The organism is Streptomyces muensis, from assembly GCF_021474425.1.
GTDB classification, from domain to species: domain Bacteria; phylum Actinomycetota; class Actinomycetes; order Streptomycetales; family Streptomycetaceae; genus Streptomyces; species Streptomyces muensis.
Genome location: NZ_JAKEIP010000075.1, coordinates 21,982 through 47,457, shown reverse-complemented (window position 1 = coordinate 47,457; position 25,476 = coordinate 21,982). Strand labels below are relative to the sequence as shown.

At 66.8% G+C, this 25,476-nt stretch carries 26 protein-coding genes, 1 tRNA gene, 1 other RNA gene and 1 pseudogene; 16 read left to right on the top strand and 13 right to left on the bottom strand.

Annotation, left to right across the window (positions count from 1 at the left end):
* Both L0P92_RS19705 and ffs read right to left on the bottom strand, forming a co-directional pair.
* Window positions 1-1,103: DNA polymerase III subunit gamma and tau (locus tag L0P92_RS19705; protein WP_234764109.1), on the bottom strand; the 1,103-nt coding region annotated here is incomplete at its 3' end.
* A gap of 45 nt (window positions 1,104-1,148) precedes the next feature.
* Window positions 1,149-1,247, bottom strand: an RNA gene (ffs, locus tag L0P92_RS19700) — signal recognition particle sRNA small type.
* A gap of 72 nt (window positions 1,248-1,319) precedes the next feature.
* On the opposite strand from ffs, the gene L0P92_RS19695 reads away from it, so the two are divergent.
* A tRNA-Ser gene (locus tag L0P92_RS19695) sits at window positions 1,320-1,407 on the top strand.
* A 355-nt stretch (window positions 1,408-1,762) separates the two neighbouring features.
* Here the strand turns inward: L0P92_RS19695 and L0P92_RS19690 are convergent.
* On the bottom strand, window positions 1,763-3,238 hold the full coding sequence (locus tag L0P92_RS19690) for an AlbA family DNA-binding domain-containing protein (RefSeq protein ID WP_234764108.1): 1,476 nt from the start codon (window positions 3,236-3,238) through the stop codon (window positions 1,763-1,765).
* A gap of 285 nt (window positions 3,239-3,523) precedes the next feature.
* On the opposite strand from L0P92_RS19690, the gene L0P92_RS19685 reads away from it, so the two are divergent.
* The 3 genes from L0P92_RS19685 (at window position 3,524) to L0P92_RS19675 (ending at window position 8,154) form a co-directional block, all read left to right on the top strand.
* A complete protein-coding gene (locus L0P92_RS19685) occupies window positions 3,524-5,200 on the top strand; it encodes an Eco57I restriction-modification methylase domain-containing protein (RefSeq protein WP_234764107.1) in 1,677 nt (558 codons plus the stop codon).
* A gap of 14 nt (window positions 5,201-5,214) precedes the next feature.
* Window positions 5,215-5,973, top strand: a complete 759-nt coding sequence (locus L0P92_RS19680; protein WP_051783757.1) for a PaeR7I family type II restriction endonuclease — start codon at window positions 5,215-5,217, stop codon at window positions 5,971-5,973.
* Window positions 5,974-6,231: 258 nt separating this feature from the next.
* On the top strand, window positions 6,232-8,154 hold the full coding sequence (locus L0P92_RS19675; protein WP_234764106.1) for a serine/threonine-protein kinase: 1,923 nt from the start codon (window positions 6,232-6,234) through the stop codon (window positions 8,152-8,154).
* Between the two features lie 625 nt (window positions 8,155-8,779).
* Here the strand turns inward: L0P92_RS19675 and L0P92_RS19670 are convergent.
* From L0P92_RS19670 to L0P92_RS19660, 3 genes and pseudogenes are all read right to left on the bottom strand, one after another.
* A pseudogene (locus L0P92_RS19670) lies at window positions 8,780-10,006 on the bottom strand (tyrosine-type recombinase/integrase); the annotation flags it as partial.
* 11 nt (window positions 10,007-10,017) lie between these two features.
* A complete protein-coding gene (locus L0P92_RS19665) occupies window positions 10,018-10,314 on the bottom strand; it encodes an excisionase family DNA-binding protein (RefSeq protein WP_234764104.1) in 297 nt (98 codons plus the stop codon).
* 165 nt (window positions 10,315-10,479) lie between these two features.
* Window positions 10,480-11,019 carry a helix-turn-helix domain-containing protein gene (locus L0P92_RS19660; RefSeq protein ID WP_234764103.1) on the bottom strand — a complete coding sequence of 180 codons (540 nt, stop codon included), beginning with the start codon at window positions 11,017-11,019 and terminating at the stop codon, window positions 10,480-10,482.
* Between the two features lie 281 nt (window positions 11,020-11,300).
* Here L0P92_RS19660 and L0P92_RS19655 point away from each other — a divergent pair, with 281 nt between their 5' ends.
* From L0P92_RS19655 to L0P92_RS19635, 5 genes are all read left to right on the top strand, one after another.
* A complete protein-coding gene (locus tag L0P92_RS19655) occupies window positions 11,301-12,821 on the top strand; it encodes a DnaB-like helicase N-terminal domain-containing protein (protein WP_234764102.1) in 1,521 nt (506 codons plus the stop codon).
* Between the two features lie 337 nt (window positions 12,822-13,158).
* Complete coding sequence (locus L0P92_RS19650) at window positions 13,159-14,142, top strand: DUF2637 domain-containing protein (RefSeq protein WP_234764101.1); 984 nt, start codon at window positions 13,159-13,161, stop codon at window positions 14,140-14,142.
* Between the two features lie 123 nt (window positions 14,143-14,265).
* A complete protein-coding gene (mobC, locus tag L0P92_RS19645; protein WP_234764100.1) occupies window positions 14,266-14,934 on the top strand; it encodes a plasmid mobilization relaxosome protein MobC in 669 nt (222 codons plus the stop codon).
* A complete protein-coding gene (locus L0P92_RS19640; protein ID WP_234764099.1) occupies window positions 14,931-16,658 on the top strand; it encodes a relaxase/mobilization nuclease domain-containing protein in 1,728 nt (575 codons plus the stop codon). The genes mobC and L0P92_RS19640 overlap by 4 nt, the downstream gene beginning before the upstream one ends.
* A gap of 210 nt (window positions 16,659-16,868) precedes the next feature.
* A complete protein-coding gene (locus L0P92_RS19635) occupies window positions 16,869-17,261 on the top strand; it encodes a hypothetical protein (protein ID WP_234764098.1) in 393 nt (130 codons plus the stop codon).
* Between the two features lie 85 nt (window positions 17,262-17,346).
* On the opposite strand, the gene L0P92_RS19630 is transcribed toward L0P92_RS19635, so the two are convergent.
* Both L0P92_RS19630 and L0P92_RS19625 read right to left on the bottom strand, forming a co-directional pair.
* The gene (locus L0P92_RS19630; protein WP_234764097.1) at window positions 17,347-17,520 is read right to left on the bottom strand and encodes a hypothetical protein; all 174 of its coding nucleotides are present in this window, start codon (window positions 17,518-17,520) and stop codon (window positions 17,347-17,349) included.
* On the bottom strand, window positions 17,513-17,791 hold the full coding sequence (locus L0P92_RS19625; protein WP_234764096.1) for a hypothetical protein: 279 nt from the start codon (window positions 17,789-17,791) through the stop codon (window positions 17,513-17,515). Before L0P92_RS19625 ends, L0P92_RS19630 begins: the two co-directional genes overlap by 8 nt.
* Before the next feature lie 261 nt (window positions 17,792-18,052).
* Here L0P92_RS19625 and L0P92_RS19620 point away from each other — a divergent pair, with 261 nt between their 5' ends.
* On the top strand, window positions 18,053-18,238 hold the full coding sequence (locus L0P92_RS19620) for a hypothetical protein (protein ID WP_045558086.1): 186 nt from the start codon (window positions 18,053-18,055) through the stop codon (window positions 18,236-18,238).
* Window positions 18,228-18,962, top strand: a complete 735-nt coding sequence (locus L0P92_RS19615) for a hypothetical protein (protein WP_234764095.1) — start codon at window positions 18,228-18,230, stop codon at window positions 18,960-18,962. Before L0P92_RS19620 ends, L0P92_RS19615 begins: the two co-directional genes overlap by 11 nt.
* 102 nt (window positions 18,963-19,064) lie before the next feature.
* Here L0P92_RS19615 and L0P92_RS19610 read toward each other — a convergent pair whose 3' ends face one another.
* From L0P92_RS19610 to L0P92_RS19590, 5 genes are all read right to left on the bottom strand, one after another.
* A complete protein-coding gene (locus tag L0P92_RS19610) occupies window positions 19,065-20,168 on the bottom strand; it encodes a hypothetical protein (RefSeq protein ID WP_234764094.1) in 1,104 nt (367 codons plus the stop codon).
* Window positions 20,169-20,391: 223 nt separating this feature from the next.
* Window positions 20,392-20,571 carry a DUF397 domain-containing protein gene (locus L0P92_RS19605; RefSeq protein WP_234764111.1) on the bottom strand — a complete coding sequence of 60 codons (180 nt, stop codon included), beginning with the start codon at window positions 20,569-20,571 and terminating at the stop codon, window positions 20,392-20,394.
* A gap of 20 nt (window positions 20,572-20,591) precedes the next feature.
* Window positions 20,592-21,446: a helix-turn-helix domain-containing protein gene (locus tag L0P92_RS19600; RefSeq protein ID WP_234764093.1), complete on the bottom strand. Its 855-nt coding sequence runs from the start codon at window positions 21,444-21,446 to the stop codon at window positions 20,592-20,594.
* 7 nt (window positions 21,447-21,453) lie between these two features.
* On the bottom strand, window positions 21,454-21,978 hold the full coding sequence (locus L0P92_RS19595; RefSeq protein WP_234764092.1) for a DUF6879 family protein: 525 nt from the start codon (window positions 21,976-21,978) through the stop codon (window positions 21,454-21,456).
* A complete protein-coding gene (locus L0P92_RS19590; protein WP_234764091.1) occupies window positions 21,938-22,357 on the bottom strand; it encodes a hypothetical protein in 420 nt (139 codons plus the stop codon). The genes L0P92_RS19595 and L0P92_RS19590 overlap by 41 nt, the downstream gene beginning before the upstream one ends.
* 207 nt (window positions 22,358-22,564) lie before the next feature.
* On the opposite strand from L0P92_RS19590, the gene L0P92_RS19585 reads away from it, so the two are divergent.
* The 5 genes from L0P92_RS19585 (at window position 22,565) to L0P92_RS19565 (ending at window position 25,441) form a co-directional block, all read left to right on the top strand.
* Window positions 22,565-22,924, top strand: a complete 360-nt coding sequence (locus tag L0P92_RS19585) for a hypothetical protein (protein WP_234764090.1) — start codon at window positions 22,565-22,567, stop codon at window positions 22,922-22,924.
* 381 nt (window positions 22,925-23,305) lie between these two features.
* Entirely contained in the window at window positions 23,306-23,599 is a 294-nt protein-coding gene (locus L0P92_RS19580; protein ID WP_234764089.1) for a hypothetical protein, read from the top strand.
* 129 nt (window positions 23,600-23,728) lie between these two features.
* Window positions 23,729-23,908 carry a hypothetical protein gene (locus L0P92_RS19575; protein WP_234764088.1) on the top strand — a complete coding sequence of 60 codons (180 nt, stop codon included), beginning with the start codon at window positions 23,729-23,731 and terminating at the stop codon, window positions 23,906-23,908.
* Window positions 23,909-23,928: 20 nt separating this feature from the next.
* Window positions 23,929-25,176: a methyltransferase, FxLD system gene (fxlM, locus tag L0P92_RS19570; protein ID WP_234764087.1), complete on the top strand. Its 1,248-nt coding sequence runs from the start codon at window positions 23,929-23,931 to the stop codon at window positions 25,174-25,176.
* Window positions 25,177-25,246: 70 nt separating this feature from the next.
* Window positions 25,247-25,441, top strand: a complete 195-nt coding sequence (locus tag L0P92_RS19565) for an FxLD family lanthipeptide (RefSeq protein WP_149825828.1) — start codon at window positions 25,247-25,249, stop codon at window positions 25,439-25,441.
* Window positions 25,442-25,476 lie beyond the last annotated feature (35 nt).

The following is a 25,476-nucleotide window of genomic DNA, read 5'->3' as shown; positions in this document are numbered from 1 at the left end:
GCCGCGGGCAGCATCACGCGCGCGCAGATCAGCTCCAGCTGGAGCCGGGGCGAGTTGGCGCCCCGCATCTCGGTCAGTCCCTCGTTGACCAGGTCGGCGGCGCGGCTGAGCTCCGCTGCTCCGAAGGTGCCGGCCTGGGCCTGCATGCGCTCCAGGACGTCGGCGGGGGCGTCGATGAGTCCCTTCTCGGCGGCGTCCGGCACGGCGGCGAGGATGACGAGGTCACGCAGCCGCTCCAGCAGGTCGGCGACGAACCGACGGGGGTCGTTGCCCCCCTCGATGACACGGTCCACGACCTCGAAGGCGGCGGCCCCGTCACCGGTCGCGAAGGCCTCCACGACGGAGTCGAGGAGCGAGCCGTCGGTGTACCCGAGCAGGGACGTGGCCATGGCATACGTCACACCCTCCTCCCGCGCCCCGGCGAGCAGCTGGTCCATGACGGACATGGAGTCACGCACGGACCCCGCGCCCGCGCGCACGACGAGCGGGAGGACGCCTTCCTCGACGGGGATGTTCTCCCGGCCGCAGACCTCGCCGAGGTAGTCCCTCAGGGTCCCCGGCGGGACCAGGCGGAACGGGTAGTGATGGGTCCGCGACCGAATCGTCCCGATGACCTTCTCGGGCTCGGTGGTGGCGAAGATGAACTTCAGATGCTCCGGCGGCTCCTCGACGACCTTCAGCAGCGCGTTGAAGCCGGCCGACGTGACCATGTGGGCCTCGTCGATGATGTAGATCTTGTAGCGGCTGGAGGCCGGCCCGAAGAAGGCCTTCTCCCGCAGCTCACGCGCGTCGTCCACACCACCGTGGGACGCGGCGTCGATCTCGATGACGTCGATGGACCCGGGGCCGTTGCGAGCGAGGTCGCGGCACGACTGGCACTCTCCGCACGGGGTCGGCGTAGGACCCTGCTCACAGTTCAGACACCGCGCGAGGATCCGCGCGCTGGTCGTCTTGCCACAGCCGCGCGGCCCGCTGAACAGGTACGCGTGATTGACCCGGTTGTTCCGCAGCGCCTGCTGCAACGGGTCGGTGACATGCTCCTGCCCGATGACCTCGGCGAACGACTCCGGGCGATAGCGGCGGTACAGCGCGAGAGACGACACGCATACGAGGTTATAGGCGCCCACTGACAACCCACCCCGCCCGGGAACGCAAGCGCCCCCCACGCACCCGCCAGAGCCGACCTACCCTTGCTGCCTTCCGGCCCTGGGGGAGTTCAGTCAGATAGCGCCGCGTGAGGGGCTCCGCAAAGAGTACCCGACGTCAGCGGGTGGGAACGAGTTCGCGAGCACTCCTCTCGGTCATGTAATGTTTCCGGCGGAGGATTCGCCTAGAGGCCTAGGGCGCACGCTTGGAAAGCGTGTTGGGGGCAACCCCTCACGAGTTCGAATCTCGTATCCTCCGCCATGGCTGACCAGCCGAAACGAAGGTCCCGACCGCTGAGTGGTCGGGACCTTCGTCGTTGCGTGGTCTCAGTTTTGGTCTCAGTTCCCAGCGCGGACGGCTGCGGACCTGGGCGGATGGGCTGTAGCGCCCGCCCCGTCGAACAGGTCACAGTGTCGAGCCCGGGCCTCTTTCAGCAGCCCACCACGGCAGGGCAACCCGACGCTCCCGGCGTAAGCGCTGGCGGATCCGACCGGGCTCGATCCGGGCCAGGAGAGCCCGTGCCACCAGGACCCAATCGACATCCTCGACCTGCGATGACCACTCTGGCCCTAGTCAATCTGCCGAAAGTACGGCCCAATCGGCTCCGCTGGTCTGCTCAGTCGTACACAAGTTCTTGCAGATGCGGGTCGCTGACACCGGTCCACCCGTTGTAGCCAAAGCCTTCCTTGTCAGCCATCTGCACCAGGAGCTTCAGGCTCTCCTCCAGCAGCTCAGGGCTGCCATCGAAGAGCGTCTGGCGCATCCCAGCGTCGCGGGTGATAGCGACCAGTGCAGGCTCGGTGCGCTGTGTCATGTACCGAGCGAAATTCGTATAGAAGTTGCGAGTTGCCGCCTTACCCGTTGCCCCCATAACGACCAGCGCGCCGAGCGCATCGAACTGGCACAGGCTGTTGAGCACGGCGTCGTCGTCAGGTGAGGCGTCAGGATGAAGGGCCGGCACTTCCCGGACCGTGTTGTGGGCTGCCGCGATCAGTCCCGAGCTGTGCGAAGCACCGGAGGCAAGTAGACCGGCGCGGGAAGCCGTCGTCAGCCCGTGGCGAAGCCAACTGCCGAACCAGTCGAAGCCCTGGTTGGTTCCCCGTCGGTCGGCGAGTATTCGGACCGCTGGCCAGTCTTGTAGCCGAACGGCAAGACCGCCAAGCCCGTAGACCCGCTCCAGCACGGACAACCACAGGCGCGGCCCAGTGAGGGAATCTTGGGCGGACTCGGGAAGGTCGTTGCCGAGGTTGTAGATGGAGAGCAAGGAGTCCGTGCCCTTGGTGGCCCACTGCGTTCGCTCATGGACGAGGCTCAAGGCAGTGAAGCTGGCCACGCGATTCAGCAGGGTGGGCAGGTCTTCAGGCGTGGTGGTGAGAAGCTCTCGGGCCTGTGCCGGGGCGGACAGCAAGAACTGTCGAAGCGGGATGTCGTCCTCGGCGCGCAGGTACTCCAGCACCGCGGCCTCGAACACTTCCTGGTCCAGCTGCCAGGTGAGAGCCGAAACCGATTGTTGACGTACGTGCTGGGCAGCCGCTCCGATAGCTCCCTGGGCTTCGAGTTCCTGGCGCAGCTCCCGCCGCCAGGTCTCCTTACGAGACGCAATGGCCCGCTGCCACACGCCGACCACGTCACTCTGCTTCCACCGCTCACTGGAAGTGCCGTGTCGCACAAAGACGTCACCAGCACGAAAGACGGTGACCTGCTTCTTGCCGTCCTGGTAGGTGCCTTCAACCTGGAAGACACAACATCCATCCGCACTGGGAGCGACGTAGAGCAGAACGAGCCACTTGCCGTCGAGACAGTGGGCAGCCGTGTGCATCGTAAGCGTCGGGATGTACTTCTGCAGCTTGGGCCGCAGCGTCGCCTCGTCGAAGCCACGAGTCTGGTCCTCGGAAAGCCGACCGGTGGGGTTGCCGTGATCGTCAGCGCCGATGACGAGGTATCCGCCACTGGGCTCGGCCTGCATAGCCGCAACGTCCTTGGCGATATCCACCAGGTCACGCCGCTCGGACAAGTCGAGCGCTTCCTTGTAGTCGAGAGCTCTCTGCTCCGACGCCTCCGCCAACAGCTCCCGCAGCTTCTCCTCAGTCACCACAGGCTCTACAACCACAGCCACGCGCCAGCCCCCATCCGCACAGTCCAACCGCCGCATGTAAGGGGACTCATCCTAGGAGAACGGACGGGCTCAGAGCGTTCTTCGGCGAGCTCTCGTCGAGTCGGTCAGCCCTTAATGAATAGGTGATCAAGGTCATGTGCGGGACAGCTCGCAGAGCAGTACAAGGCCATCGAAAGAGCTATCTGAAAGTGGCTCGACGCCAACGCCACTCGTTCGTGGACGGAGTCCGTGGCCGGATTCCTCCCTAGTAGGGTCGGGAGCGTGACCACTCCTCTGCTCTCTGACACCGACCTGCACACGCTTCCCGCCCTTCCCGCGGAGGCTGTGGAGCACGGCGAGGTCTTCACGCGACGCTGGGTGGTCGACCTGATCCTCGACCTCCTCGGCTACACGGCCGACAAGGACCTCTGTGACGCGAAGCTCGTCGAGCCGGCCTGCGGCACAGGTGCGTTCCTTGCCGCCGTCACCTCGCGAATCAGTGCCTCGTGCCGCACGCACAATCGCCCGCTCGAAGATGCGCTCGCAGCGGTCCGAGCTCTGGACCTACTGGATCGCAACGTGGCGCAGAGCCGTGTAGTCGTCGAGGAGCAGCTGGTGGAAGAGGGGTGGCAAACCGAGGAGGCCCGCCAGGTGGCAGCCGCCTGGGTCAAACAAGGTGACTACCTTCTCCAACCCGATGCAGACCACCGAGCCGACTACGTGGTCGGCAATCCTCCGTACATCCGTCTTGAAGACGTCCCCGACGATCGGATGGCGGCCTACCGCAGAGCCTGCTCCACCATGGGTGGCAGAGCGGACATCTATGTCGGCTTCTATGAGGTCGCTCTGCGAAGCCTCAACCCCGGAGGGCGACTGGGCTTCATCTGCGCCGACCGCTGGATGCGGAACCAGTACGGCCGTCGGCTCCGCCAGCTGGTGACCAGCCACTTCAGCATGGACCTAGCCCTGGTCATGCACGACGTGGACGCTTTCGAAGATCAGGTTTCGGCCTACCCGGCGATCACGATCATCTCGAACCGGCCCCAGGGCGAAGCAGTGGCAGCGGACACGACTCGGGCGTTCGGCAGAATCCAAGCCCGCGAGTTCGCCGACTGGCACGCAAAGCCCGCATCGGAGTCGGTCACCACTACGACGTTCCAAGCCGCCCGCATGCCGCACTGGTTCCCGGACGAGGACTCGTGGCCGGCGGCCTCGCCGGCCAGACTGGCGGTTCTGGAGGAACTCACCGAGCGTTTCCGGCTGCTGGAGGACGACAAGACCGGGACGCGTGTCGGTATCGGCATCGCCACTGGCGCCGACAAGGTCTTCCTCACGAAGGACGAGGACTTGGTCGAGAGCGACCGGCTGCTGCCCATGGCCATGGTCCGCGACACCACGAGCGGCACGCTCAACTGGAACGGTACGTACCTGGTCAACCCGTGGACGGCCGAAGGCGACTTGGTCGAGCTCTCCGCCTACCCGCGGCTCGCCGCGTACTTCGAGGAGCACGGGGCTGCCTTGCGGAAGCGCTACATCGCGGTCAAGCAGCCTAAGCGCTGGTTCAAGACGATCGATAAGGTCGACCACCGTCTGACGCGACGGCCCAAGCTGCTGTTTCCGGACATGAAGCTGACGATCCATCCGGTCCTGGATCAAGGCGAGTTGTACCCTCACCACAACCTGTACTTCATCGTCTCGGACCTCTGGGACATGCGGGTACTCGGTGGCCTACTGCTGTCCAAAGTCGCGGAAGCGTTCGTGGAGGCGTACGCGGTCAAGATGCGAGGGGGAACGCTCCGCTTCCAGGCGCAGTACCTCCGCAAGATCCGCGTGCCCCATCCGGAAGCAATCAGCGAGAGCGACAAGACCGCCCTAGCGGAAGCGTTCGACAAGCGCGACGTGAAGGCTGCCACGGAGGCCGCCCTGCGTGTCTACGGACTCGTCGAGCTGCCCGACTAGGGAGGGAACGGATCTTGACGGTCACCCGCCAAGACTTCGAGGACGCTATCGCTCAGTACTGGGGGGCCAAAGCGTCACAGAACGATCTTTCAGCCATCAAAAATGCTGTTGGTGCCGGCACCGCGGGATCTGTCCGCGGCGGCAAGCACTTCGACAGCGTGGCCGGTCTGATCGCCAAGTTCTTCCTGGAGGCGGGGTATCCGAAGGAATCGATCCGTGTAGACAAGGATCTCGAACTTCCAGGCCACTACCGCCCGTTGAAGAAGTGGGACATAGTCATCGCCCACGAAGGAACCCTCATCGCCGCCTTCGAACTCAAAGCTCTCGGTGGCCCCTCCTTCTCGAACAACTACAACAACCGGGTCGAGGAAGCGCTGGGGAGCGCAGTCGACCTGCAACGTGCAGCACTCACGGAGTGGTACCCCGGATCACGGCCTTGGCTCGGCTACTTCTTCATCATGGAGGACCACCCCAAGTCAAGGAACGCGGTCCGCCTGGCCTCGAACCCTGCGTACCCCCCGGAGGACATCTGGCAGGGCACGTCTTACCAAGACCGCTTCGCGATCTTCTGCAAGAGGCTGCTGGAAGAAGGGCTCTACAACACGGCCTGCTACATCACCTCCTCCAGGGACAACCCCAGCCCTGGAGAGCCCGAGGAAGCGTTGGACTGGCGCCACTTCTCCGCAGCGATCACGGGTCGGCTCGCAGAAATGAAAGCGCTGGGGATCCCCGCGGCCAACGCCAGCCAGCAGCACACTGACGGACTGTTCTGACCTGCCCCATACATGGCTGGCCCGGAGCGCGACCTGTCCCGGGCCAGTGTCAGCCCTCGTCTGTAGCCTCTAGGGCGATGGCCGTGATCAACACTCAGCGGGGGTAGCCAGGTGGCCGAGGCGCTAAGGGAAGCAGCTCGAACCTTCTGGGCAGATGCGAGTAGGCATCGTGAAGTACGCCACAGCGCTACCGGCCCGGATGGCTCCCCAGCCAGTGCCGCGACAGTGCGGCACCCCTGGGCCCGTCTTACTGAGTATGTGATCGAAGCCCTCGTCGAGCGTGGCGTCGATCGTTCTTGGATCCAGGTCGGCCGCGACGCCACGCTGCCGGGAGCGTACGGCCTGGGTGGTTCGGCATGGGACCTGGTGGTTCGCAGGGACGGCATTCCACTCGCAGCCGCTACTTTTACGCAACTCGGCGGGCAGCCAGGATCTACGAATAATGTCAATAATCGAATCCAAGATCTGACCTCGATCGCCTTTTCCGTCAGGCAGCACGACGATGATGATTTTCGACCTTACCTCGGACTCTTCTTCATCCTTGAAGAAAGCGACCGCGTAAACGCCCCAACGCGAAGGCCGGGAGAAAGCGGCGCAGCACGCGGCGGACCGTCACACAAGCAGCGGCTAGCCGAGACCTTTGAGCAGTTTTACAGCGACGGACTCTACGACAAAATCGCCTACGTCTCCTCCACCAACGGCGAGATTCCATCGCTCTACGAACCTCGCGCCGATATGTCCATCGAGGGATTCATTGAGGGTTTCGCAAAGAGAATACTATCGCACTCCTTCAGCCCTCTCCTGAAGTTGTGGGGCGATCTGACACAAGTTCCACCACACCTTGACCGTTACCGAGAGGTGATTCGAGAAGGGCGGGGCATAAAGAAGGACTACAGCCTTGACCGCGTCCCCATCGAGGAAGGCGGCCAAGCGGCGGTATTCCGCGCCTCACATAAGAATTCGGGCATCGAAGTGGCATTCAAGCGGCGACTGTCCCAACGGGAAAACCCCAGCGCTCGAATGCGCAGAGAAATCGATATAGCCGAGCTACTGAATGACCACCCGAACTATATGCCGATCCTTGATTTTGAGCAGGATCACAGATGGTTCATTATGCCACTGGCTGAAGCGACGGCCGAGGAGAAGCACGAACAACTGCGAGAATCTGATAATCTGCGTGAACTGATCGGCTCCATGGGTTCCATTCTAGATATGGCGCACCAACAAGGCTGGATGCACCGCGACATCAAGCCCTCGAATATGCTTCTCCTCGACGGCCGGTGGACCCTCGCAGACTGGGGAGTGGTGCGGCGGCCACGGGGGCAAACGACCAAAGTCGGCCGGACGGGCCACTTTATCGGCACCGAAGGATTCGCAGCCCCCGAGCTCTTCATAAAGCCTCACGAAGACGCCACGGCTGCCAGCGACATCTACAGCCTCGGGCGAGTGATCGCATGGGCTGTCACCGGCGAGATACCCCAAACGAATGTTGAACTGCTTCCTCCGCCCGGGCCCTGGAGGAACATCGTCAGAGCTGCGACGCAGCAGGAAGCCGAGCGTAGGCCACAAAGCATCGACGAGCTGCTAGATCTCATCGATCGCGAATTCAGCGAGCCTCATGAGCCAGCCGTAGCACGTGCCGAGACACTGCTTGATGCCGCCAATTCCGGAGAGTCCCATACCACCGACGCGTTCCTTGAACTCATCGCTAGCCACCCGGACGACTACGGTCTGCACCTAGATGTTCTGCCTCGGCTGCAGCCAGAGCTCGCAGTACCATCGATGTCTCGCAACTCCAGGCAAGCCGTCACCCTATTGAGAGCATTGGCCAAGCACGTGGATGGCAACGGAACTAATCCGGTGCAATTTGGTGAAGCGGCGCGCGCCGTCACGTGGCTTCACGGAGTAGCCATCAGTGCGGCCAGCAGCAATGAATGGGACCTCCTCGATGAATCCATCCGTGCCATGTGCGAATGGGACGGAAACTGGGATCAGTGGCGCCCACAAGACGCCATCAGGTCTTGGCTGCGCACGTTGAGAGGAGACGTCGCGAGGATCGTGGCCCCTGCACTTCGCGACCATCCGGAATCCGCGCGTCATTTCGCCGAGCTGGCGGACGATCGCGCTGTGGATCTAGGAATACGCCAAGCCATCCGTGTAGCCGCTGAACGGCACAATTAGTTGCAGTCCGACAAGAAAGAGGCGTCGCCGATCCGACCGTGCAAACTCACGGCCGGATCGGCGACGAAAGTTAGCGACCTACCGCATCGCCGTATCTGGCAGGGTTCCTCGACCGATCCACAGCCTGTGCGCACGCCTCGGCATAGGCCGTATAAACGGCACCCTTGTCCGTACCACGAACCTGAGCCTCTACTTCCTGGCCTGGGCGCCGTGTGGTGTGCCACCGGACCGGCAGGTCCGTGTACAGCTCGGTCTCGAACTCCCAGGACAGCACGGACCATTGCTCATCGCGGCCGATGTTGAGACGTTCGCCACCGGGCAGAAACACGGCGTGGGCATGATGAACGAGCCGGCGGTCAGGAATCCGGTCACGGATAGCCCGCACGCCACCAGGGCCCTCGTGCTCCCACTGTGGCCGGTCCCACTCCTCCACGTGCGCAGGCTTACCGGGGTGATCGGCGCCCCACTGGGAGACCACGGCCTGGGCGTGCTCGTGGTGGAGGAACGGAACATACCGTTCGCCGAGACAGGCCACGTACACCACCGGCTCCGCTGGTTCGGGGCTCTGGCTCAAGCCAGGTACGGAACCTCCAGGTGTCGACGGGAATTGGTGAGGTGTTGAGCCCCAGATCAGGGCGCCGACCTTCGCGGCGGTCTGCTGGAGAACGGAACTGGTGAGGTGCTGGTACCGGCTGCGCATCCGGGCGGACTTGCCGGGCTCCCAGCCCATGATCCGGTCAACAACCGTGTCTGGGACACCAAGGAGGAGTAGCACGGTCGCCGCGGTGTGACGGGCGTCGTGGAGGCGTCCGTCACGGACGTTCGCCGCCTTCAACAGGTCCTTCCACTTGTGGAAGTCGGTGTTGGGGTTGAGCGGCTCGCCGATCGGCGAGGTGAACACGTACCCCTTCTCCTCCCACAGGTCACGGGCGAGCGCTCGTTCTCGCTCCTGTTCCTCCTTGTGCCGCCGCAGCAACTTGAGCAGCTCCTCGGGCATGCCGATAGGGCGCTTGCCGGCGCGGGTCTTGGTGTCTTTGGTCTCGCGCCGGATGTTGATCTTCTGCGGGCAGTAGCCGGGCTTGCTCCGTCCGCACTTGTCGCCGCAGCCGTGCTTGTATCGGGGCCGCAGGCGTCCTCGGCGTACGAGGATCACACCGTTCGCGAAGTCGACGTCCTCCCACTTCAGGCCAAGAACCTCGCCTTGACGCAGGCCGAGCGCGAGTGCGATGACCCAGCGGGCGGTGTTGCGCTGCTTGCCCGCTTCGAGGAGGAGGCGCTGGACCTCCTCGACCGTGTACGGCTCGACCTCCTCCTCTTCGAGCTTGGGGGCCTTGGCGATGGAGGCCGGGTTGGTGGTGAGGTGGCGGCGGCGTACGGCCTCGTTGAGCGCGGTGCGGATCGTGCGGTGCGCCTGGTGGGCGGTGCCGGCGGCGCTGCCGCTTGCCTGCATCTTGCGGTAGAAGCGCTCCAGGTGCTCCGGCTCCAGCTTCTCCAGGCGGTGTGCGCCCAGGCCGGGGATGAGGTGGTGGTAGACCGCCACGCGGTAGCCGTCGATGGTGTTCTCGCCGACGCTGGGCGCGGCGATGTTCTCGACCCAGTGGGTCAGCCAAGTTTGGACCGTCCAGGTCTGGCCAGCCTTGGCAACACCGGTGGAGTCGCGCTGCTTCTCCAGCTCGCGCACAACCTTGGTGACCTCGGCACGCGTCTTGCGGCTGACGTGGCGGCGGTCAGGGGTGCCGTCGTCCTTGACGCCGACGGTGACGCGACCGTGCCAGCGTCCGTCCTTGCCGAGGTAGATGGACGAGGCGCCGTTGGGCTGGCGGGACGTGCTGGGCTTCTTGGGCTTTGCCATGCGCGCCCGCCTCAGGCCGCGGCGTCGAAGTCCGAGGCCCGAAAGCGACGGGCTAGGAACTCACCGACCGCCTCGGCGGGTATGCGGCGCAGGCTGCCGATCTTGACGGAACGTATCTCCCCGGAGGAGATGTACTCGTACAGCTTGGTGCGGCCGATGCCGATCCGGCGGGCGGCCTCGGCGACGGTGAGGGCGACCAGGGTTGTGTCGCCGGCGGTTCGCCGCTCGGCCATCAGGGTGCGCAGGGCGTCTTCGGGGACGTCCAGGAGCCGGGCTATCTGGGATATGGGCAGGGCGGGCTGCGACAAGGTGTCTCCTCCCCCGGCATTGCGGCGTCGCGGGAGCGGCAACTCCCGTCGGCCTGGCCGGTGGTGTCGTTCAGGGATGGATGGTTGGGTGATCGTCGGCGACGGGGGTCGCCGCGCTTAGGGGTTTCTTGGCGTTCGTAGCGCCGTGGGTGGGGCAACGGCCGGCTACTCGTCGGCGGGTGGCTGCCCCTGGTTTCGCCGGTGTGCCTGGGAAGGGTGCAGGCTTCTCATCGCGGCTCGTTCTTCGAGCCGGAGGAGTTCGTCGACCTGTCCTCTCTGCTCGGGCCCCTTGTCCCCGTAGGCGTCGAGTTCCATCTGGATCTCGTGCAGGTGCATCTGGTTCCGGTCGATCGCCGCTCGCAGTTGGCGGTATTCCAGCGTCATCTGGACGTACTTGTGGGCGAGCTGGCGGATGCGGGGCGTGGCCAGCTCTCCTGGCGGTCCGGTCAGGTCCTGCATGGTGATGTCGAAGACCTTGCAGAAGCCGAGCGCCTCGTCGAGGTTGACCCTGCGACGGGGTTTGCCGCTCTCGATGCGCCAGATCGCCGACTGGTTGATCGGATGGCCGGCAGCGGCCATCTCCTCGGCGAGCTTCACGGTGCTCCAACCGCGGACCTCGCGCTCCAGCTTGATGCGTGCGGCGGCGTGATCCTCCGGCATCGGACGACCCGGGCCGGCGCGCTCCGCACCTTCCTCACCACTCATTCGCACCTCCCTTCACGCGACGACCGGGCCCACTGGGGCGAGCGTCCACAACTAAACATCATTGCGGAGTGAAATGCAAGGCGTTGCGCTTCCGAAAACCTGGGCTATGATCATAGTCCGCCGTACAGCGGTGGACGGACCCGCACACGCAAGCGGCCCCGGTGCGACGAACACCGGGGCCGAGGTAGAGGCTCCACCGCACAACCATCCATCCCTGAACGATCGAAACCGGCACCGGCCGGGGTTGCCGCCCCATAGTGGCCTGCCGGGTGAGGAGCTCTATGCCTCAGGGTACGACCCTGCCGTCCCAGATGCCATCCCGCTTCGACGAGGCCCCCGCGCCGATGGAGCCTCCCTTCAATGTGGACGCCGAGCGCGCGGTCCTCGGCGCCTGCATGCACAAAGCCGACATCATCGACGTGGTCCGGCCCATCCTGGGCGAGGACGCCTTCTACCGGCCCGCGCACGAGACGATCTGGCGCGCGCTCCTCGCCCAGCACCGCGAGGACAGGCCGACCGACCCGATCGTCCTCACCGAGCTGCTCCAGCAGCAAGGCGACTTGGAGCGTGTCGGTGGCCGTCCCTACCTGCACCAGCTCGCCGACGTGCACTACGGCACCGGTAGCGCGGAGCACCACGCGGAGATCATCCGTGAGAAGGCCAACCTCCGCCGCCTGCTCGCCTCCGCGGTACGCACCGTCCAGCGTGCCCAGGAGCCGGGTGCCGACCCCGAGGCGATACGCAGTGAGGTCGAGGCGGAGATGCGGGCCGAGCGCGAGCAGGCCCTCGCCTCGGGCCAGGGACGTCTGAACCGCTTCGCCACCGACGGGTGGTCCTTCGTCAAGGAGACCGGCGCGGACGCCGAGCCCCTGTGGGGCACCCGGGACAAGACCGTCTGGGCGCCGGGTGAGAGCCTGATGATTGTGGGTGCACCCGGTGTCGGCAAGACCACCCTGGCCCACCAGGTGATCTTCGCCCGCCTCGGCCTGCAGGAGACCGTCCTGGAGATGCCGGTCGCCGCCAGCAGGCGGGTGCTCTATCTGGCCATGGACCGGCCCAAGCAGATCGCCAAGGCCATGGCCCGCCGCGTCTTCGACACCGACGAGGCGATCCTGCGTGAGCGGCTCGTCGTCTGGGAAGGGCCACTGCCCGCCACGCTCGACAAGGAGCCCGACCTCCTCGCCGACCTCGCCGCCGCCCACCAGGCCGACACCATCGTGATCGACAGCCTCAAGGACGCGGTGAGCACTATGGTCGACGACAGCCTCGCGGTCGCCTTCCACAACGCCCGCATGCGCGCTCTGCGAGGCGGCGTGGAGATCATGGAGCTGCACCACCAGCGCAAGGCCACCGCCGACGCCCCGCGCGGCCAGCGCCCCAGCCTGGACCAGGTCTACGGCTCCACCTGGATCACCGCCGGCGCGGGCAGCGTCCTCTTCGTCACCGGCCGAGCAGGCGACCCTGCAGTCACCCTGCACCACCTCAAGACCCCCACCGGTGAGGTCGGCCCGCTGGACGTCACCCACGACCATGTGCGCGGCACCACCACGGTCGACCCGACCAAGGATCCCGCAGTGCTGCTGCGCAACGCTCCAGGCGGCATGACCGCCCGCGACCTGGCGACCGTCCTCATCGGTGGAGGTGACCCCGAACGGGCCGACGTCGAAAAGGCACGGCGCCACCTGGCTCGCCTGGTCGACAGCGGCCTGGCCACCAGGGCCGACGGCGTCGCCGGAGGAGCCGGAGGCGGGCAGCAGACCCGCTATTACGCCTCCTCCCGCCACCTCACCGCCGTCGGCTGAGCCCCGCCACCGGCCAACGCGGAGCGATCACGCGACCGTACACGCGGCCCTCACGCGAGCACCCCGCCGTGAACCGTTCACAGCGCTCACGCTCGCCGCGAAACCGCAGGTAGAGCGATCACGCGAGCGTCCACGTCGTACACGTGCCCAGGCGATCACGCGCGGGGCCCCCTTTAGAAGGGGGCCCGCGTGAACGCCCCCTCCGTGAACGCCGCTCACTCCCTCCCCTGCCCCGCGCCCCGGCAGCCATACGCGGCAGCCTCGGCATCCGCGCCGGCATCACTCTGCTCCCGCTCGCCCCGGCCGCCGAGCACTCGCACCCGCTGGAGGTCGCCGCGTGAACCGCAATGGACGCATCACCCTCGTCATCGGCCTGGTGGCCGTCGTCCTCATGGCCTTCCGGGTCTCGTGGAACGCGCTGTCCGACGTGGCCCGCGCCATCGGCGCCGACCCCACCGCCGCCCTGCTCTACCCGATCGTCATCGACGGGCTGATGGCCCTCGCGCTGGTCGCCACGCTCGTGCTGACCGGTAACGACCGTAAGTTCGCGCTGCGGGTCCTGGCGACCTACACGATCGCCAGCCTCCTGCTGAACTACGTACACGGCCTCATCCCGGCCCTGCACACCGAGTCGGTCCAGTGGGGCCGACTGGCCGACTGGGACCCTGCGAACTGGGCCCTTGTGCTGCTGGCGACCTCGCTCCCGGTCGGGTCGATCTACTTCGGGTCGGACCTCGTGGCGAAGGTGCTGCACCACACCCCCGAGTCGGCTGACTCGGCCGAAGCAGCCTTTGCCCAGTCGGAGAGTCGGCAAGCCGACGAGCAGGCCACACGGTCGACGTCTGACCAGGCCGAATCGGCCTCCGAGCAGCTGACCGAGTCGGCCCCCGTGAAGGTCGCCAAGGCGCCCGTGACGAGGCCGACCCAGGCCGACGAGTCGGCCCCCGCCACCCGACCGCCCCGGTCGGCCGCCGCCGTGGAGTCGACCGGAGCCGCCCCGCGTCGGGCGACCGGTCGGGTCCGCGCCACCGCCAAGTCGAACGCCGACCGCACCCGCACCGACGCCGAAATCCTCGACGAAGCTCGACTCCTGACCGCCGAGTGGAGCGACGACCGGCTGACCGCCGAGCGTCTGCGCGGCGAACTACGGATCGGCCAGAAACGCGCCCGTGCTCTGCGCGACCAGCTGCAGGCCGAGCGCACCAGCCAGGCCGAGCCCACCGCGTACGACGACTTCGAGGCCGAACCTCTCGACGGGCTCGACGAAGCCGCCTACCAGCGGCAGAGGGAACTCGACACCGCCCCCGCCGGCACCGCCTGACCCCCGCAAACGCACCTTCGCCCCGCCCTTCCGGCTCACCCGTGCCCCGCGCAGACAAGCGCGGGGGCACGAGGCCGCGCAAAGCGAAGCACCCGACAACAGCACCCCACGGAGAACCGTCCCATGCACGATCCACACCGCGAACTCGCCACGTCTCAGCAGGAGATGACCACCGGCCTGAACAGCGCAGCAAGCAAGGGCGTTGGACCGTCCATCGGCCGGTCCAACGCGGACTCCTCCGCGCCGGGGGTCGCGGAGGAGCAGCTCCGGCGCGAGGGCGCGCCGGAGCAGGAGTCGGGGGCGGGCGAAAGCGTCGCTGCCGAGCAGCAGACACCTGTCGTACGCGCTGCCGACGAAGCCGCGCTCTATCGTGTCCTGCGCCGCCGTGAACGCTGTGACGACGGCCGTCGCGAGGCCCGTGTCGATGCCCGTTACAGCGACGCCGAGAAGGCCGCGATCGTGGCCAGGGCCAAGGCGATGGGCATCGCCGGCGCCCACCTGGTCGGCGCGGTCGTCATGGCCTTCGTCAACGGCGAGACGCACCTGCCCGACCAGCGCACCGTCTACGACGACGCCATCGACGAATTCGCTGCCCTGCGCACCGAGATCGCCCGGATCGGCACCAACGCCAACCAGATAGCGCGCCGTCTCAACTCCGGCGGTGATCCACACCCTGTGGACGCCGCCGTCCTGGGCCGAGCCGAACGCCTCCTGGCCACTGCCCGCGACGCGGTGAAGGCCGTGGACGAGGCCGCTCACCGGGCCGCCGGGCAGAAGGCGGGCCGGGCGTGATCGCGAACATCGTCAAACCGGGCAGCAACACCCGAGGCGTACTGAGGTACCTCTTGGGGCGGGGCAAAGCCACCGTGCACAGCGACCAGCACATCGTCGCCTCCTGGGACGGCTTCGTACCCGACCCCGGCCCCGAAGGCAGCCCCGACCACGACGAGCGGATGGACCAGCTCGTCAAGGCCCTCGACCTGCGCGTCAAGCAGGCCGGCGACCAGGCCCCGGCAGGGCACGTGTGGCACTGCTCGCTGCGCGCGGCGCCCGAGGACCGCATCCTCACCGACGCCGAATGGGAACACATCGCGCGCCGCATCGTGCACGCGACCGGCATCGCCCCCACCGGCGACCCGGACGGCTGCCGCTGGATCGCGGTGCGCCACGCGGACGACCACATCCACATCGTCGCCACCAAGATGCGCGGGGACCTGCGACCGCCCCGCAACTGGAACGACTACCACCGCGCCATGACCGAACTCACCAGGATCGAGGAAGACTTCGGCCTCACCCGCGTCCCCCGCGGACGCCAGGCCACCGCCGGCACCCCCGCCGCCAAGCGCCCCACCCGCGCCGAGCAGGAGAAGGCCAAGCGCACCGGCCGCAGCAAGGACACACGGGCGGAACTTCGCCACGTCGTCCGCACGGCGCTCGCCCGCGCCGAGGACCTTCAGGAGTTCTTCAACCTGCTCGCCGACGCCGGCCTCCAGGTCGAAACCCGCACTCTGCCCTCCGGCGACCTGCAGGGCTACAAGGTCGCCCTGCCCGGCGAGACCAACGACAACGGCGAGCCCGTCTTCTACTCCGGCTCCAGCCTCGCCACCGACCTCTCCCTCCCCCAGATACAGCAGCGCCTCGCCGCCGCCGAAGCTCCCCCCATCGAACCCTCACCGGCCGGGCGCCGCCCCAACCCGTGGCACCAGGCCGCCATGGCCACCGAACACATCTGCCACCACATCGACCACAGCCCCGCCGACGTCGCGCAGGCCCACCTGGTCGCCCTCGGCGAAACCCTCTACGCCCTGCCCCTCTACGCCCCCGCCCACCTGAAGGCCGAACTCCACCGGGCCGCCGTCGCCTTCGAGCACGCCGCCCACACCCGAGCCCGCGTCGACCACCAGCACGCCCGCGCACTGCGCGGCGCAATCAAGGCGATGCGCCACCACCCCGCCGACGGCAGCGGCCTGGCGATGCTCCTGGACGCCGCCATACTCGTCGTCACCGCCGTCCAGCGCCACAACGCGCAGCGGCACCACGACCGGCAGGTCGCCGCCGCCCGCCAAGCCCTGCTCCACCTCCGGGCCGCCTACGACCAGACAGCCCCCGCGCCCCTGGCGACCATAGCCGCCCACAAGCCTCCGGCCGGCGCCGTCCGCCGGTACGTCCAGCACGTCCGCGACGCGGTTCCGGCCTACGCCAAGCAGATCCTCGCCGAACCCGCCTGGGAGTCCCTGGCCGCCACCCTCGCCGCCGCCGAGGCAGCCGGGCACGACCCGGCCGAACTCCTCCACCACGCAGCAGGGCGGCGCTCGCTGGACGACGCCACGTCCCCGGCCAGGACCCTCACCTGGCGCATCCAACGCCTCGGCAACCGGCACGTGCCCGGCCGCCAAGCACGGGCCGCACAAGCCCGCAGCCCCCGCATCGCCCACGTCCCGTCCACGGCGCGAGCCACCGCCGCGACACCCCCGACATCCGCGCCGCCGTCATCCCGCCCGCACCGGCCACGGTGACCCCGAGCACCCATCAAGCAGCGGCCGAGCGCGTCGCACTCCCACCGCCGGCCTCCACCCAACAGCCCTGGCACGAAGCCTTTCCGCCCTCCTCAACCGGCTCCTTCGACCAAGGCAATGCACGCCATGCCCCGAGCACCGCCTGCCGATCCGCCCTCGAAGCACTCACCAGCACAAGCCGAACTCGCGACACCACACAAGGAACCGCCCATGCCCTCCTCCTCTGTTCGCCCCGAAGTCGGTGATGAAGAGGACGACTTGGACCTCGCCCGTCACGAGGACCCGTCGCGCTGCTACCACCTCGACGGACATCCATTCACCACCGCCGAGCACCAGCTGCTCTCCACCATGACACCGGCAGAGATAGCCGCCGCGAAGGCACAGATGCGGCTTGAGGACGAATGGGAGCGTGAACTCGACGCGATGAAGGACGCCTTCGTCGAGTTGCTCATGAAGTACTTCGCCAGGCTTCCCAAGGGCTCCGTGGTCAGCAACGCTGTCGCCATCATGACCGACGAGGACCGCACGGAGTACGAGCGCCTGGTCAAGATCGTCACAGCGCAGGACACACTGGAGTACCTCGCCGAGCACGGCGAGAACTGACCGACCACGCGCCGACGGCGGCCCACCCTGTGGGCCGCCGTCGGCGTATGAGAAGAACGGCTCTTGTACGTCAGCGGACTCCGGCTCACCGCTCGGCACAGACTCTGTCGAGTGCCTTCTCCACGTGGGCATCGACCAGCGCGGACGAGCCGGAGAGCACCACGACCACCGTCCCCGTACGAACAGCCGTCTGCTTGGCGACCTGGCTGCGTCCGCCCGCGGTGAACGAGAGCAGCTGGCTCCACCGCTCGTCACCCAACCGCGGGACAGGCACCTTCTGGGCCGTGACCGTTACGGGGAGTGGCACCGACGAGCACCTGGTACGTGGGGCAGGAGGTCAGCGCCGCGAAGATCCGGCTCACGCCCTCCGAGAGCCTCTCCCCGGTGTCGCTGTACAGCTCCTCGGCCAGTGAGTCGCTACCGCCCGCATCAGTGAAGGATGCCTTCGCCTTGTGTGGGAATTCGAAACTGCCGCCGACCGCAGCCTCACTGCCGAGCTTCTCCAGCGCCGGGCAGCCGATCACGGTCACGTCGTCGTGCTACGCGGGGCGCTGCGCCATGTGGGTGTAACCCTCGCCCAAATCACTCTCGTCCAACAGTCCCTTGGCCAGTGCGGCGCAGCCGGCGGAGCCATGATCGCGTAGACCCAGACGACTACGCACGGTACTCGATCTCTCCCGCTGGGTACATGGTCGGTGGGCATCGGTTTGGCGAACCACCTCGTGGCGCTCTAGCGTCAATGTCAGTGCAGCCTGTTTGACTGTCCGCACCAACCGATTGAGGAGCGCGCGATGGCCACGATGATCCACACGACGCGCGAGGAGCTGCAAGCCCAGCGCAAGCGGCTACTCGATGAGATCGGCATGACCTACGAGACGTTGCGTGACAGAGCCGCCGCATACAGCCTCAGCTCGGATGAGCTGGACGTTTGGCACACCATCGAAGGCATCGACTACCTTCTCGAAGGTGACAGCTGACGAGGCCACCCTCGACGACAAGGCGACACAGTTCGCCGACAAACTGACCGCTCTGACACGGGGAGTCCTCGGCGAGGACTCCCCACAGTTCTCCGCACAGAATGTAGGCAATCGCATCCGGGTGGCCCCGCTCGCATCCGATCGCCGGATCGTGCGCATCCCTGTTCGGATCAACGAAGAGCGGTGCCTGAACCTCTTCGTGCAGCATCTTTGCTGTTGGGACGGTGCAGCCAAGTATCTGGCAGTCGACAGGACCGAGGTGAAGGTCTTCTACGAAGGCAGCTCGGATCCGCTCCTCCGGTATGAGTACGAGCGGTACTGGGATGACCCGCCTGGCGCCCACCTGCACGTTCACGCCCATCGCGACGAGATGGCTTACCTGCTACGGCTCGCCGACAAGAAAGGCCGCCCGAGGAACGGCATGAGGGCACGTAAGCTCCCACGCCTTGCTGAAATGCACTTCTCAGTTGGCGGCCATCGGATGCGGCCAGCTCTGGAGGACGTTTTGCTCCTGCTGGAACGGGAGTTCGCCATTGATGTCGTGAAGGGCTGGAGAGAAGTACTTGATGTACATCTACGGGAGTGGCGCATCCTGCAACTGAAGGCCGCGGTGCGCGATGCTCACGAAGCGGCAGCTGAGACACTGCGCGAGATTGGCTACGTCGTCACATCGACTGACCAGGTGGAATCACAGCGGGAGAACTCCAGGTTGTATCGGCCTTAGGGGCCAGTGGCGAGATCGCGTTTCGACCGTACAGATGGAAGCCACCGCCGCCACGCCACCCTGACGGCTCGTACGCCGGAGGTGGCGGACGGTTCACATACCTCATAGGTCGCGTGGGCTCCCCGCGCAGTGCCGTTGCTTCCGGTACCAGAACGGGTCCTCGAGCGTTAGCTGCCACCACGCCAGCCATGTCTGGGGGAGCGGATGTCGGCACGGCTGGGCGAAGGCATAGTCATCGAGCGCGACGCCGTCCGCCGCCAGGCGGCCGTCAGCGTCGGCAACGACGGCGTGGTGCGTGCCGTCGGTGGCCGCGGCGACATACGGGTACCCGGCCCGGATATCGCGCACGATCTGCGGCGCGGACTCGGTGAACACCGAGCGCAGGCCGAACGGCTCGACGGTGTGCCCGCAGTACACGGCCGTGCCGTCGCTGGTGAGGCGATACAAGATCTCCCGGCCGGCCCCTGAGGGCGGGGCGTCCTCCGTGAGTCGGCGGACTTCCGCACCGAAGGCGGCCCGGTTGGGCTGGTCGGGGTGGCGGCGCTCGTAGTCGTGGATGGTGTAGGCACGCAACGGGAAGTACGCCAGGTCGTCCGTACCTGCGACGCGTCGGGCCAGGGTGGGGTCGCAGCGCAGGAAGAAGGCGAACGCGTCGAGGAGGGTCTCGATGACGAGGTGGCCGCCGACCGCGTTCCGATAGGCGGTGTGGGAGGGCTCGCTTGTGCCGTTTCTGTTGCTCTGGTTCCTCCTGTTGGCGCGTACGACGGCAGGCAGCTTGTCGTACGGCTGCCAGGAGGGCATCACCCTGTAGCCGTCGCCTTCGCCGACGACACGGTCGACGTGGAGATCGAGGGTTGCCGGGAGGTGGATGTCGGCGTTCCGCGGGAGCACCACACCGAGGACGACCTGCCCCTGGGGGTCGGTCTTCTGCAGGTCCAGGTAGCGCTGGGCAACGGCCCTGTTGAGGCTGGCCCGAAGCACTTCGAGGTCAAGGGTGCGGATAGCCGCGAGAGCGGGGGCGATTTCAAGCGCGACGCGCTCGGAGTCGACGTCCAGACCATGATCGCGGCAGAGCGTGGTGTCGGTGGAGGCGGCGGCTTCCCAGACGTGGGTGATGTACAAGGCCAAGCCGTGCATCTTCTGTCGGCCCTTGGCCTGCCGGTCGGGGTCAGTAACCGGGAAGAGGCCGGTGGGTGTCTGCGCCATAGATTCCGCCGGGGGGGTGACTCCGCCGTGGGGCGAAGAGAGCAGCGTACCGCCGAGCGGCACCACATCGCTCCTGGATTCCCGGCGACATGACACCGCGCTGTGCAGTCGGCGGCGCGCTGCGATCCGGAAACGCCTGGGTTCGCTGACAAACGGCTCGATTGGATGGCAGCGGACAACTGAGGGTGATCGGCACCGTTCAGAGGGCCCCACGCGAACGCCATCAGTGCTGACTCTGCTTGGTGTGCTCCACGAAAGCCGTCCACGTGGTTGGTTGGACTTCGATCATTCCCCGGCCGCGTGCCTTGGTGTCCCGGATCATCACCGTGGTCGGGTCATTGTCCGCTACTTCGACGCAGTTCTGCGTTTCTGTGTAGGAGCTGGTTCGCCAGTTCGGGGTCATCGGCTGCACGGTGCGCTCTCCTAGTCGTTCGGGATCTGGTCGTAGTGCTGGATCGCCGTGGAGATGAGGTCTCGGACGGCGGTTCCGTAGACCGCTGACTGCTTCAGGAGGGCGAACGCTTTGGTGTACAGCTCGATTTCTCGGGGCTGGGAGACGGAGAACTCCGCCGAGTAGGTCTCGACGAGGACGAGTCGGCTGTCGAACATCGAGAACGCATTGCCCGGCCAGATGAGGGTCGGGGCGGACTTGGGGACGATGCCCAGGCTGAGGCGGGGAAGGCGCATCACCGCCAGGAGGCGGTCGAGCTGTCCCTTCATCACTTCTGGGCCGCCGAAGTTGGTGTAGAGGGCCTGTTCGCCGAGGAGGACGTTGAAGATGCGCTCGCCCTGGTATAGGTACTGCTGGCGTTCGAGTCTCTTCGCCACGGCCGCTTCGGTGTCGTTGGGTATCTCGTAATAGCTGACGCCCTGTTGGAAGACCTCGGCGGCGTAGTCCGCGGTCTGGAGTGTTCCCCAGATGAGCGTGGGGTGCCAGATGCGGAAGACCTTGGTCTTGGCGTACACCGGGATGGCTTGGCGCTGTCGTTTCTCGACGCCGGTCTGGAGTTGTCGGCGCCATTCGAGCCACAGTTCGTCGACGTGGCGGACGATCGCGACCAGGTCGCCGAGTTGGTCGCCCTGGCCGGTCGTCTCGCACCAGACGCGGATGTCGTCCTCGCTGGGGCGCTGCTTGCCGTTCTCGATCCGGGAGACCTTCGACTCCTGCCACGTGGTGGCGCGCGCGAATGCCCGGCCGCTGGCGAATCCGGCATCCTTGCGGAAGCCGCGCAGCCGGGCACCGAGCGCTTGCAGTGCCTCTTGTGCTTGGGTGCTCACGGGTCGGTCAGGGCTTGTACTCGGGGTGCGGGGTGGCGGCGGACCACAGCAGGTCCCGTAGGCGTACGCACTCGGCCACGGTGTCCGGGTCCTCGATCAGTTCCGACCCGAGCACCCTGCCGTCGGGTGCGAAGTGGCCCACGGCGAGCAGGCGGTCGTCGTACAGCCACCAGTCGTTGCCTCCCACGGGGAAGGTGATGCCCTCCGGCAGGCGGTGCCGGGGCAGCCAGCGGATCTCCTCGCCGGCCTCCTCGTTCAGGGCGGTGGTGGCGTGCTCCCACTGGATGTAGGGGGTGTGCGGCTCTGTGACCACTCGGACGCGTCGGACGGTTCTCCCTTCACCCGTGACACGCCTGATGAGCCGCGTCCAGGGTTCCATGTAGGAGTAGTCGACGGTCTCGCCGCGGAGCCAGCTCGTGAACGGGCTGTCCTCGTCGGGGACGGAGTAGTCGTCCCTCAGCTCCAGATGAAATGCGTCCTGCGCGAAGCTCTCAAAGAGCTGGTTGCGCTCGGCGCTGGAGATCAGCTCCACGCGGTTCCTCCAGTAGGGCGGTGATCGCGGCTTTGGGGACCTCGACCACGGTCTCGTAGTCCGGAATCTCCATCTGAGCCAGCGCTTCGGGGTCGGTCACCTCGCGGCCCTGGACGACGAACGTACCGTTCGGCGTGAGGATCATGATCGGACCCTCGACGCGCCTGATCTCCCCGGCCGCCAGGTGGTCCTTCGTGAGGTGCTCGAACAGCTCTGTGGGCACCTCCACCGCCGTCTCCCCCTCCGGGATCTCAAGCTGCATCAGCAGGTCATTCGCGAAGATCTTCCAGCCCTGGACGAGGTACGTGTCCCGGTCCGTGGCGTACAGGGTCGGGCAGTCGCCGACCGTGGAGTTCTTACCAAGGAACCGTAGCTTCATGGTGGTTCTCCTGTCTGCTGCCTTGCTTGGGATTGCGCGACATGACGATGGTCGATGGGCTGTTGTGGGCCGTCAATCGGCTTGCTGCAAACTCGCGCAATCTCCTTGGGGCTTGGGTGACGGCCGCTCTACGTTCGTCTCCGAACCCGAGCAACCGAGGCAGTCGCCGCAGGTTGCGGTACCGAGGGGAGATGCGTGGTGAGCACCGTGACGGACAGACGCAAGGCTCCAGCCGTCGACAACCAGCCCATCGACACGGAGTTGATCGCGGACAGCACCGACGCCGCCCTGAGGATGAAGCTGGGCACCTCCACCCGCGAAAGCATCGACATCAGGACCACGGCCGTCATCGAGCAGCTGAACCGGCTTCTCGGCATGGACCTGGGCGCGGACGAGGACCCCGACATCAGGCATCTGGTCAGACGGGCGAACAAGCTGCTGGATCTGTCAGAGCGTCCTACGAAGGAGACGCCGGCCTTCAGCGCCTTCTTCTACATGCGCGACGTCGCCAGTCTCACCCGCCGACTGCTGTGGGTCTGCCCGGAGGCAGGCGGCCATGCGCCCTGATCACCCCGCGCTCCTTCATGTCTCTCCCACGCCGACACGCGCCGTCTGCGGGCCTGAGTCCGGGTTCTGGTGCGAGTGGGGTCATACGGATGGGCGGCGCATCAGCTGTGCTGCACAGCCGACCGCCGCTTCGGCTGTCCGATGGGCACGCATTCAAGTCCGCGTCATCGCCTCGGCCGCTGAGCCGGCCTTCATCGACCTTCTCGTGGACCGACGTGCCCAGAGCTGGCGGGACGCCGTCTCAGCTCTTCAACAAGGTGTGGATTTCACGCTGCCGCTCGCAGCGGGGTCGTGCTCCTTCGTGTGGCATGCGCGCCCCGTCGCCTTTCTGCCCCTCGTCGGCGGTAACCCGATGCCCCATCTCCCGGGAGGAGGCCCGCCATGGGGGTGAGGCCAGGAGAGTTGTGGAACCGTTTCGACTGGGCGACCGGCAACTGCTTCAGGTGCGAGCAGACGAACGTCCCCGTGGCCGAGGTCGGCGAGATCGCGATGGCGGGCACGGCGTTTCCCCTCTGCGCCTGCCAGCGATGCGTCTTCAGGCTCGAACAGCTCCACTGGACGATGAGCGAGCGCGCCGCCCGCCTGCGGAATGCCCAGGCTCCCGGACAGCCCAGTCCCCTCGGCCAGTGGCCCACCAAAGCGCCACTCAACAGACCGCCCGCCCACGTCGCGTAGGAGAACGGCCGCGTCCTGGGCGGGCCTTCAACCCCGCTCCCGCTGTTCGAGCTGGAGGTATCCCCGACCTCAGAAGGAGACAGGTCACAGCGGGAGCGGGTCGCACCGCCACAAGAAGAGAGAGCCGCCTTGGCAACCGAGGAACCAGACGACGACACGTTGTTCGACCTGATCGGCGCCGTCGGCGCGGTCGGTGCCGGAATCAATGCCAGTAAGGACGAGGGCCTTCCCCTTGACGTGCGCGAACTCGCCGCTGACCTGGCCGACAACACCGCAGACAGGCTGGCCCAGTTCAAGAAGACGACGTAGTGCCGAGAAGGAGAATGCTTGTGAATGACACTCCCGCCCCAACGTCCGAGAAGCACAACGCCTCCGCATCCGAACAGCAGATGCGTGATGCCATGGTGGAGCGGCTGATCGAACTGGGGGCCGCGCGCAGTGGCCGCGTCGTGGCCGCGTTCCGTTCGGTCCCCCGGCACCTGGCCACCCCCGAAGTGGACATGGCCAAGACCTACGAGGCCGAGTTCGCCCCGGTCACGAAGACGGATGCGACGGGCGTGCACATCAGCTCGGTGTCCGCCCCGCGCATCCAGGCCATGCAGATCGAGCAGGCGGACATCCGGCCGGGGATGAGTGTCCTGGAGATCGGCTCCGGCGGGGTGAACGCGGCCTACCTCGCCGAGATGGTGGGCGAGCGGGGCCGCGTCGTCACGATGGACATCGACCGCGACGTCACCCGGCGTGCGGAGGAGTTCCTCAAGGCGACCGGCTACGACCGGATTGTCACCGTGATCACAGCCGACGGCGAGCATGGCGTAGCCGGCCACGCGCCGTACGACCGCATCGTCGTCACCGTGCAGGCCGTCGACATCCCGCCCGCCTGGGTCCACCAGCTGAAGGAGGGTGGTCGGCTCGTGGTGCCGCTGCGGATGCGTGGCATGACCCGCACGGTGGCGTTCGTCCGCGACAGGGAGCGGCTCGTCAGTGACGGGTTCGAGCTGTGCGGGTTCGTGCCGATGCAGGGCGTCGGGGAGAACCGCGTGCGCCTGGTATTGCTCCACGACGTGGAAGGGGAGGAGATCGCCCTCCGCCTGGACGGCCATCCCGAGCCTGACGCCGAGGCCCTGCGTGTGGCCCTGGGCATGCCCCGTGTCGAGGCGTGGTCGGGCGTCACCGTGGCCGGCGACGAGTCCACCGAGCACCTGGACCTGTGGCTGACGACCGCCCTCGACAACCTCCCCTTGATGGCTGCCAAGATCGGCGCACGGAAGCGTGGTCTGGTCGGCTCCGCGTCGCCGATCGGCGTCCCCACGCTGGTGGACGGAGACAGCTTCGCCTACCGCACCGCGCGCCCCACCGACGACCCCGACCGGTACGAGCTCGGGGCGATCGGCCACGGGCCGCAGGGACAGAAGGTCGCGGACCGTCTGGTGGAGGAGATCCAGGTCTGGCACAGCGACCACCGGGCCCACCGTGCCCACATCGAGGTCCACCCGGCAGGTACGCCGGACGACCGGCTTCCCGCGGGCCGTCTCGTCGACCGACCCCACACGCGGGTCACGATCACCTGGCCGTGACGCCGTCGGCGGCGCCACGGCCAGGCCGGCACAGCACATCCCACCCGCCTTTTCCCGTGAGGAGTACGTGATGGCACAGCAGAACCCCACGACAACGCTGAAGGCCGCGACCGACTACAGCACCAACACCGGGTCGGACTTCGACCTCAACATCGAGACCCTCGCCTCCACCCCGGTCATCGGCTCGCTGCTGAACGACACCAGCGACAACTGCACCTCCACCTGCCAGTCCGCCTGCACCAACAGCACCTGCATCGGCGGCTGACCCAACCAGGGGCCGGGCGGAATCTGACACGCCCG

What these genes read in the sequence shown, in the direction of transcription:
- L0P92_RS19580 (WP_234764089.1), top strand. Translation starts at nt 23,306, where the DNA reads ATGGGGGTGAGGCCAGGAGAGTTGTGGAACCGTTTCGACTGGGCGACC.
- L0P92_RS19620 (WP_045558086.1), top strand. Translation starts at nt 18,053, where the DNA reads ATGGCCACGATGATCCACACGACGCGCGAGGAGCTGCAAGCCCAGCGC.
- mobC (WP_234764100.1), top strand. Translation starts at nt 14,266, where the DNA reads ATGCACGATCCACACCGCGAACTCGCCACGTCTCAGCAGGAGATGACC.
- L0P92_RS19635 (WP_234764098.1), top strand. Translation starts at nt 16,869, where the DNA reads ATGCCCTCCTCCTCTGTTCGCCCCGAAGTCGGTGATGAAGAGGACGAC.
- L0P92_RS19610 (WP_234764094.1), bottom strand. Translation starts at nt 20,168, where the DNA reads ATGGCGCAGACACCCACCGGCCTCTTCCCGGTTACTGACCCCGACCGG.
- L0P92_RS19655 (WP_234764102.1), top strand. Translation starts at nt 11,301, where the DNA reads ATGCCTCAGGGTACGACCCTGCCGTCCCAGATGCCATCCCGCTTCGAC.
- L0P92_RS19605 (WP_234764111.1), bottom strand. Translation starts at nt 20,571, where the DNA reads ATGACCCCGAACTGGCGAACCAGCTCCTACACAGAAACGCAGAACTGC.
- L0P92_RS19590 (WP_234764091.1), bottom strand. Translation starts at nt 22,357, where the DNA reads ATGAAGCTACGGTTCCTTGGTAAGAACTCCACGGTCGGCGACTGCCCG.
- L0P92_RS19660 (WP_234764103.1), bottom strand. Translation starts at nt 11,019, where the DNA reads ATGAGTGGTGAGGAAGGTGCGGAGCGCGCCGGCCCGGGTCGTCCGATG.
- L0P92_RS19565 (WP_149825828.1), top strand. Translation starts at nt 25,247, where the DNA reads ATGGCACAGCAGAACCCCACGACAACGCTGAAGGCCGCGACCGACTAC.